Origin of the sequence: Bacteroides sp. 2201st1_D9_2201SCRN_220225, assembly GCF_040928965.1 — a bacterium.
GTDB lineage: Bacteria > Bacteroidota > Bacteroidia > Bacteroidales > Bacteroidaceae > Bacteroides > Bacteroides stercoris.
In genome coordinates this window covers 38,743-47,825 of record NZ_JBCODG010000036.1, presented here as the reverse complement: position 1 = coordinate 47,825, position 9,083 = coordinate 38,743, and the positions used below count along the sequence as shown (strand labels likewise).

General features: G+C 46.1%; 4 protein-coding genes. All 4 read left to right on the top strand.

Features of this window, described 5'->3' with window-relative positions; translation table 11 throughout:
* Positions 1 to 110 precede the first annotated feature (110 nt).
* Positions 111 to 1,679 (top strand): sulfatase, encoded by a 1,569-nt coding sequence (locus AB5903_RS13205; RefSeq protein WP_016661094.1) that lies wholly within the window; start codon positions 111 to 113, stop codon positions 1,677 to 1,679.
* 34 nt (positions 1,680 to 1,713) lie between these two features.
* Complete coding sequence (locus AB5903_RS13200) at positions 1,714 to 4,032, top strand: glycoside hydrolase family 20 protein (RefSeq protein WP_272709903.1); 2,319 nt, start codon at positions 1,714 to 1,716, stop codon at positions 4,030 to 4,032.
* Positions 4,033 to 4,058: 26 nt separating this feature from the next.
* Positions 4,059 to 7,112 (top strand): glycoside hydrolase family 2 TIM barrel-domain containing protein, encoded by a 3,054-nt coding sequence (locus AB5903_RS13195; RefSeq protein WP_118153484.1) that lies wholly within the window; start codon positions 4,059 to 4,061, stop codon positions 7,110 to 7,112.
* A 66-nt stretch (positions 7,113 to 7,178) separates the two neighbouring features.
* Positions 7,179 to 9,083, top strand: a 1,905-nt coding sequence (locus AB5903_RS13190; protein ID WP_368117909.1) for an alpha-L-fucosidase, incomplete at its 3' end; no start/stop codon positions are given.

Here is a 9,083-nt window from a genome sequence, read left to right as displayed (position 1 = left end):
ATTTCAAAAAACCGTGTAATTGACTATATTTCAATAATTTCAAAGAACTATTTATCCACTTTTACGGGACAGTAGTGAAAGGAAACAACAAATTAATCACTGATTGAATCATGAATAAACTACAGACCGGATGGTTGTATACTTTGACAGGGGCGGTTTCGGCGGTATCATTGGCCGCATGTATGCCGGCTTCAAAACCTTACAACATCGTCTACATCATGACCGACGACCATACGGCGCAGATGATGAGCTGCTATGACAATCGCTATATAGAAACTCCCAACTTAGATCGCATCGCCAACGACGGTGTGCGCTTTGTCAATAGTTTTGTTGCCAACTCTTTGAGCGGGCCGAGCCGTGCCTGCATGTTTACCGGCAAACACACATGTGGCAATAAATTCTATGATAATACCACTTGTGTGTTCGACGGTTCGCAACAAACCTTTCCCAAAATACTGCGCGAAAACGGCTATCAGACGGCTGTTATAGGTAAATGGCATTTGGAAAGCCTGCCTACCGGTTTCGATTATTGGGAAGTTGTACCCGGCCAGGGAGATTATTTTAATCCGGACTTTATCACGATGAACAACGATACCGTTGTCCGCAAAGGCTATATCACCAACTTAATTACAGACATGAGTATCGATTGGATGGAAAACAGGCGGAACAAGGAAAAACCTTTCTGTCTTTTTATTCATCATAAAGCCATTCATCGCAACTGGCTGCCTGAAATAAAAAACCTTGCCCTCTACGAAGACAAGACATTCCCTTTGCCCGATAACTTCTATGATGATTATAAAGGCCGCCCTGCCGCCGCTTCTCAGGAAATGAGCATATTCAAGGATATGGACTTGATTTACGACCTGAAGATGTTGAAAGAGGGCAAAGACTCCCCACTGAAAGAGCGCTATCTGAGCTACATAGAACGTATGGACGCTGATGACCGTAAAGCTTTCGACACATTTTATGCGCCTATCATTGAAGATTTTTATAAACGTGACCTGAAAGGTAAAGAACTCGCCGAATGGAAATATCAGCGCTATATGCGTGATTATGCAAAAGTGGTTAAGTCGCTGGACGATAATGTAGGGCGCGTATTGGATTACCTGAAAGAGAAAGATATGCTGGACAATACATTGGTGGTTTATACCTCTGACCAAGGTTTTTATATGGGCGAACACGGTTGGTTCGACAAGCGTTTCATGTACGAAGAATCCATGCACACGCCGCTTATTATGCACCTGCCCAAAGGGCTGGATGCACGCGGCGACATTACGGAATTGGTACAGAACATAGACTATGGTCCGACCATCCTCGATCTTGCAGGTATCAGTCTGCCGGAAGATATGCACGGCATTTCCATGTTGCCGTTACTCAAGGGAGAGCATCCTGTAAACTGGCGTAAGGCATTGTACTATCATTTCTACGAATATCCTGCAGAACACATGGTAAAACGCCACTACGGAGTGCGTACAGAGCGCTATAAACTGATTCATTTCTATAATGACATCGATGTTTGGGAATTGTATGATTTGAAAAACGACCCTGCCGAAATGTATAACATCTATGGCCAACCCGGTACCGAAGAAGTGACAGCCGAACTGAAAACTACTTTACTGGATTTACAGCAACAATATAACGACCCGGTGCGCTTCGGACCGGAAAGAGATAAGGAATGATTTATGTTTTACTTGAAAATAACGATTTTATTTTATGAAATACTTTATAATGCTATTATTATGCTGCTGGTTGCTTCCCCCCTTGGGCTGCCAGGCAGATAACTTGACTCAGCCTTTTTCGTTGGTTCCCTGTCCGGTCGCAATTGTGCCGGGCACGGGTAACTTTCAATTCACGGCTAAGACGGTATTTGCAGTAGAAAATGAAGAACAGGCGGAAGTCGTGAAACAGTTTACCGCGCTTTTTACGAATGCCGCCGGCTTTACTCCCCGTATAAAAACGGAAAGTAAGAAAGGAGATGTTTGCTTGCTAACTGATGCTTCCTTAGATTCGGAAGCCTATCTGTTGGAAATCACCTCAAAGAAAATCCGCATTTACGCATCGGATGTACAAGGCTTTTTTTATGCCTTGCAGAGTATCCGGCAATTATTGCCGGCTGCTATAGAGGGTACACAGGTGGTTAACGCTTTGTGGGCCGTACCTGCCATGACTATTACCGACCGCCCCCGTTTCAGCTATCGCGGATTGATGGTAGACGTATCCCGATTTTTCACGCCTAAGGAGAATCTGCTGCGTATCATAGATTGCATGGCTATGTTGAAACTGAACAAGCTGCATTTGCATCTGACGGATGATAATGGTTGGCGTATTGAAATCAAACGTTACCCGCTGCTCACGGAAATTGGATCGCGCAGGGTGGAACGTCCGGGAGCGCCGTTCTTTGCCCGTCGTAATGCCCGTCAGGGAGAACCCACGGTGGAGAAAGGCTTTTATACGCAGGATGATATTCGGGAGATTGTATCTTATGCCATGGAACGCCATATCGAAGTGATTCCGGAAATAGAAATGCCGGCTCATAGTAATGCCGCATTGGCATCGTATCCATTGCTTGCCTGTCCGGTAGTGGATAAATATATCGGGGTGTTGCCGGGATTGGGAGGAGCTCATGCCGATATCATCTATTGCGCTGGAAATGATAGTGTATATACTTTCCTTGAAGGAGTGATTGATGAAATCGTAGATTTGTTTCCGTCAAGATATATTCACTTGGGTGGTGATGAGGCATGGAAGGTTAATTGGAAAAAATGTCCGCGTTGTCAGGCACGCATGAAAGCAGAAGGGCTGAAAAACGAAGAAGATTTACAGGGATATTTCATGGCACGTATGGCGCGTTATGTGCAGAGTAAAGGCCGCGAAGTGATGGGATGGGACGAGCTGACCAATACCGATATTCCCGAAGATGCCATTATTTTCGGCTGGCAGGGGCGTGGACAGGCTGCATTGAAAGCCGCCAAACTGGGACATCGGTTTGTGATGACTCCTGCGCTTATATTGTATCTTATCCGTTATCAGGGGCCGCAATGGTTTGAACCATTGACTTATTTCGGCAATAATACTCTGAAAGATGTATATGATTATGAACCCGTACAAAAAGAATGGAGTCCGGCTGTTGAGAAACTTTTAATGGGTGTACAAGCATCCCTTTGGACGGAGTTTTGCAACAAGCCTGAGGATGTGGACTATCTGTTGTTTCCGCGCCTGTCTGCTTTGGCCGAAGGGGCATGGACGCAAACCGACCGTAAGGATTGGCAGACTTATTTAAAAGCGATGGACCGGTTTAATGAACATATTGCGGCGAAGGGAATAGTTTATGCCCGTTCCATGTATAATATACAGCATACGGTAACTCCCGTTGACGGGCAATTACAGGTCAAGTTGGAATGTGTTCGTCCGGATGTACAGATTCATTACACCACTGACGGTAAGGAACCGGATTTGCAATCTGCACTTTATTCGGAGCCTTTACGGCTTACGACATCTAAGACCGTGAAAGCTGCCACTTTTGCCAACGGAGAGCAGATAGGTAAAACATTGGTTCTGCCGGTGGAATGGAATAAAGCAACGGCTAAACCTATTTTGGGAAGCAATACCGAAAAACTGAAGTTGTTGGTGAATGGCGTACGGGGCAGCTTGAAGCAAACCGATTTCGAATGGTGCTCTTGGATGAATAACGATACGATTTCTTTTACTGTTGATTTGCAGAAGAAAGAAGAAATCCATACCGTAACGTTGGGGTGCATCACTGTTTACGGAATGGCAGTACATAAACCTGCTTGTATACGGGTGGCTGTATCTGATAATAACCGCAACTTCCGTCTGGCTGGAGAGTTGCACTATTCTCAAAAAGAAATTTTCCGTGAAGGTTCTTATGTTGACAACTGCTCGTTTGCCTTGGATAATGTGCAGGCCCGCTATGTGCGGATAACACTTTGCGGAGCAGGCTTGTGTCCGGAAAATCATGTGCGTCCGGGACAAGAAGCGAGACCTTTCTTGGATGAACTTATTATAGAATGAAAAAACGAATGTGTATGATTGACCGTATGAGCCGACAGATATTTACATTACTTGGAGCTATCCTTGCGTTTTCACCGCTTGCAGCACAAGAACAGCCGGAATGGCAAAGCCAATATGCCATAGGATTGAATAAATTGCAACCTCATACCTATGTATGGCCGTATGCCACGGTAACGGATGTGGAGCAGGGCGATTACGAGCAATCTCCCTATTACCTCAGCCTGAATGGCAAATGGAAATTCCATTGGGTGAAGAATCCCGATAAACGACCGAAGGAGTTTTATAAACCGTCTTTTTATACCGGTGGTTGGGCGGACATTCTTGTTCCCGGTAATTGGGAACGTCAGGGGTACGGTACGGCTATTTATGTGAATGAGTCGTATGAGTTTGACGACAAGATGTTCAAATTCAAGAAGAACCCGCCGCTGGTTCCTTACGAAGACAATGAAGTCGGTTCTTACCGCCGTACATTCAAAGTTCCGGCTTCGTGGAAAGATCGCCGGGTGGTGCTTTGCTGTGAGGGAGTTATCTCTTTCTATTACGTATGGGTAAACGGTAAGTTTATCGGATACAATCAAGGCTCAAAAACTCCTGCGGAGTGGGATATTACGGATAAACTGGAAGACGGAGAGAATATGATAGCACTTGAAGTTTACCGCTGGAGTGCCGGTTCTTATCTGGAGTGTCAGGATATGTGGCGTTTAAGCGGAATCGAACGCGATGTATATCTGTATAGTACTCCCCACCGGTATATTGCTGATTATAAAGTGACGTCTTCTTTGGAAAAAACGAACTATAAAGATGGTCTTTTCGGTCTGGATGTAACGATAGAAGGCGCTTCACAGAATGCTTCTTCCATTGCGTACACGCTGAAAGACGCGGAAGGCCGGACTGTATCGGCGGAAGAGATTCCGGTAAAGTCACGCGGATTAAGCAACTTCATCTCTTTTCCGGGGAAGCGACTCCCGGCAGTGCAGGCATGGAGTGCGGAACATCCTAATCTTTATACATTGTTTCTGGAGTTGAAGGATGCTACGGGCAAGGTGACCGAAGTAACCGGTTGCCGGGTGGGATTCCGCACTTCGGAAATAAAGGACGGCCGTTTCTGTATCAATGGGGTACCGATATTGGTGAAAGGTGTTAACCGGCACGAACATTCCCAACTGGGACGTACTGTCAGTAAGGAATTGATGGAGCAAGATATCCGCCTGATGAAACAGAACAATATCAATACGGTGCGCAATTCGCATTATCCTACCGACTCTTATTGGTACACTCTTTGCGACCGTTACGGATTGTATATGATAGATGAGGCGAATATCGAATCGCACGGTATGGGCTATGGCCCGGCATCGCTGGCGAAGGATAGCACTTGGTTGCCGGCACACATGGATCGTACGCAGCGTATGTACGAACGTTCCAAGAACCATCCTGCCATCGTTATCTGGTCTTTGGGAAATGAAGCGGGCAATGGTATAAACTTTGAGCGTACATACGATTGGTTGAAGTCGGTAGAAAATAATCGTCCCGTACAATATGAACGGGCGGAACAGAACTATAATACCGATATTTATTGCCGCATGTATCGCAGTGTGGATGAAATCAAAGCTTATCTGGCTACACCGGGTATTTATCGTCCCTTTATTCTGTGTGAATACCTGCATGCTATGGGTAATAGTTGTGGGGGTATGAAGGAGTATTGGGATGTTTTTGAGAGTAATCCGATGGCGCAAGGCGGAGCTATATGGGATTGGGTAGACCAGTCGTTCCGTGAGATTGACGACAACGGCCGCTGGTATTGGAGTTATGGTGGTGACTACGGACCTGAAGATATTCCGAGTTTTGGTAACTTCTGTTGTAACGGTCTGGTAAATGCAGACCGTGAACCGCATCCGCACTTATTGGAAGTGAAGAAAATCTATCAGAATATCAAAGCAACCTTGATCAATGAAAAGAATCTGACTGTACGTATTAAGAATTGGTTTGATTTTTCGAACCTGAATCAATATATATTGCATTGGAATGTAACAGCCGATAATGGTATGGTACTGGCGAAAGGAATGCAGGAGGTGGATTGTTTGCCTCATGGAATGGTCAATGTGATGTTTGGAGCAGTCAGACTGCCGGTTAATACGCGTGAAGCCTATCTGAATTTGAGTTGGATGCGGAAAACTGTTTCTCCTATGGTAGATACTTCCTGGGAGGTAGCTTATGACCAATTTGTATTACCCGGTAATGCAACCGGAAAGGCTTATCTGCCGGAAACATCCGGCAAAATGACTTTTACGGTGGACGAAAAGAGCGGTGCTTTACAATTGCTTGCACAGGATGGGACAGAATTGCTGGCAAGTCCGGTTACATTGAGCTTGTTCCGTCCGGCAACGGATAATGACAATCGCGACCGGAAAGCGGCACATTTATGGCGTCAGGCGGGACTTGACAAGACGGTGCAGAAAGTTGTTTCTTTGAAAAAAGGCAAGGCTTCTGCTACTGCGGTAGTGGAGTTGCTGAATGAGGCAGGGAAGAAGGTGGGCGACGCTATTTTGGCATACTCATTGGCGCAGAACGGAGGTGTCAGGATACAAACCGAATTTACGCCCGATACTACGATGGTTAAATCAATGGCCCGCATGGGATTGGCATTCGAGATGAACGATAGGTATGGGAATGTTTCTTATCTGGGGCGCGGAGAGCATGAAACGTATGCCGACCGTAAGCAGTCCGGTAAGATTGACATATACAATACGACTGTTGAACGTATGTTCCATTATTATGTAAAGCCGCAGGCTACAGGTAATCGTACCGATGTACGTTGGATGAAGTTGGCGGATGAAGCCAATAACGGATTGTTTGTCAATTCGAGCCGTCCGTTTCAGTTTAGTATTTCTCCTTTCTCGGATGAGAATATTGAAAAGGCTACCCACATTAACGAACTCGAACGTAATGGCAAGGTAACCGTGCATCTGGATGCCGGACAGTCGGGAGTGGGCACCGCTACTTGCGGACCTGCCACATTACCGCCTTATCTTATTCCTATAGACAGGCAACAGTTTGATTTTACCATCTATCTTGTCAGATGAGTGCAAACTTATTTGAATTTTGCTCATAGCAAGAGGTATTGAGTTAACTATTAATAGAATATATATATGAAACAAATAATGCTCCTGACATCATTACTTTTCGCAGTCTTTTGTGGAGTGCAGGCACAGGAAACCTATTACGAGAAACATTTGATCTTCCCCGAAAAGGCTACTGCTGCACAGAAGCTGGACATGGCTTCACGTTTAATTCCTACTCCGCAACAGTTGGAGTGGCAGCAAATGGAGTTTACCGCTTTCCTGCATTTCGGTATCAATACCTTTACGGGACGTGAATGGGGGGATGGTACGGAAGCCCCTGCTCTCTTTAATCCTACCGAACTGGATTGTGAGCAGTGGGTACGTGCACTCAAAGACGGAGGTTTTAAGATGGCAATCATTACCGCCAAGCATCACGACGGTTTTTGTCTGTGGCCTACGAAGACTACCCGGCACTCTGTTGCATCCAGTCCCTGGCGTGGCGGGAAGGGAGACTTGGTACGCGAATTGCGTAATGCATGCGATAAATACGGTATTAAGTTTGGCATATACCTCTCTCCGTGGGATCGGAATGCCGCTTGTTACGGCGATTCTCCCGTCTATAACCAATTCTTCATTGAACAACTCACGGAGTTGCTGACGCAATATGGTGAAATTCACGAAGTATGGTTTGATGGTGCAAACGGTGAAGGACCCAACGGTAAAAAGCAAGAATATGACTGGGATGCAGTGATAAAGACCATTCGTCGCCTGCAGCCCAAAGCTGTGACTGCTATCATGGGTGATGATGTGCGTTGGGTAGGTAATGAAAAGGGAATCGGACGTGAAACCGAGTGGAGTGCCACAGCATTGCCGCCGGGCATCTATTCCCGTTCGGAAGAACTGAGAAAGGGATTGGGTATTTATGGTAAGGCCAAAGACTTGGGCGGTCGTGACATCGTGGCGCGTGCCAAGGAACTTTTCTGGTGGCCGTCCGAAGTGGATGTGTCTATTCGTCCGGGTTGGTTCTATCATGCTGCACAGGACAAGCAAGTGAAGTCGTTGGCGCATCTGGTGGATATTTATTTCAAATCTGTAGGTTATAATTCGGTATTGTTGCTTAATATTCCGCCTGATAAGCGCGGGTTGATTCATGAGAATGATGTGCAGCGTCTGAAAGAGCTTTCCGGTTATCTGAAGAAGACGTTCGGCAAAGATTTTCTGCAGAAAGGAGATACCCGTTGGCAATCCTTAAGTGGAGATGTCCGCGAATATAAAGTGCAGAAAGGCGCTGTGGTAAATACCTTCCTTATTCAGGAAGATATTGCCAAAGGACAGCGTGTGGAAAATTTTCTTGTGGAGGCTTACTCCAATGGTTCGTGGAGATATGTGGCGGAAGGTACGACGGTTGGGTACAGACGTCTGATCCGTTTCTCGGATACCAAGGCGGAGAAAATACGGGTTACTGTCCGTTCGGCACGTGGAAAGGCAAATATCCTGAAAGTGGGACTTTTCTTCGCCGAACCTTTGAATGACGAGAATACGGAAGTGCAGTTGAGTGATATTCCGGTGGATGAATGGCGTATAGCAGACGGTGAACCGAATGCGCATCAGGCTATTGACGGAGACCGGAGTACGGGGTGGTACACCAACTCATTGAAACCGTTGACGGTGGATATGGGACGCGAAGTGCAGGTTACAGGCTTCAGTTATGCTCCGGTTACGGGTGATGACCTGGCGGGTACTATTTACAAATATGCTTTCTACATCAGTAGTGACGGCGAGGAATGGACAAAATGCGATGCAGCCGGTGAGTTCAGCAATATTATGCACAATCCCGTTCCTTACTTTGTACGCTTCGGAAAGAGTTATCGGGTACGTTACTTCAAGCTTGAACCGCTTGCCGAAATCAACGGGAAAGTATCTACTGCTATTGGCGAGGTGGGTATCCTTGCTGTGAAAGGCATGCCGAAAGATGATGAAACACTGGTATAC

What these genes read in the sequence shown, in the direction of transcription:
- AB5903_RS13205 (WP_016661094.1), top strand. Translation starts at nt 111, where the DNA reads ATGAATAAACTACAGACCGGATGGTTGTATACTTTGACAGGGGCGGTT.
- AB5903_RS13200 (WP_272709903.1), top strand. Translation starts at nt 1,714, where the DNA reads ATGAAATACTTTATAATGCTATTATTATGCTGCTGGTTGCTTCCCCCC.
- AB5903_RS13195 (WP_118153484.1), top strand. Translation starts at nt 4,059, where the DNA reads ATGAGCCGACAGATATTTACATTACTTGGAGCTATCCTTGCGTTTTCA.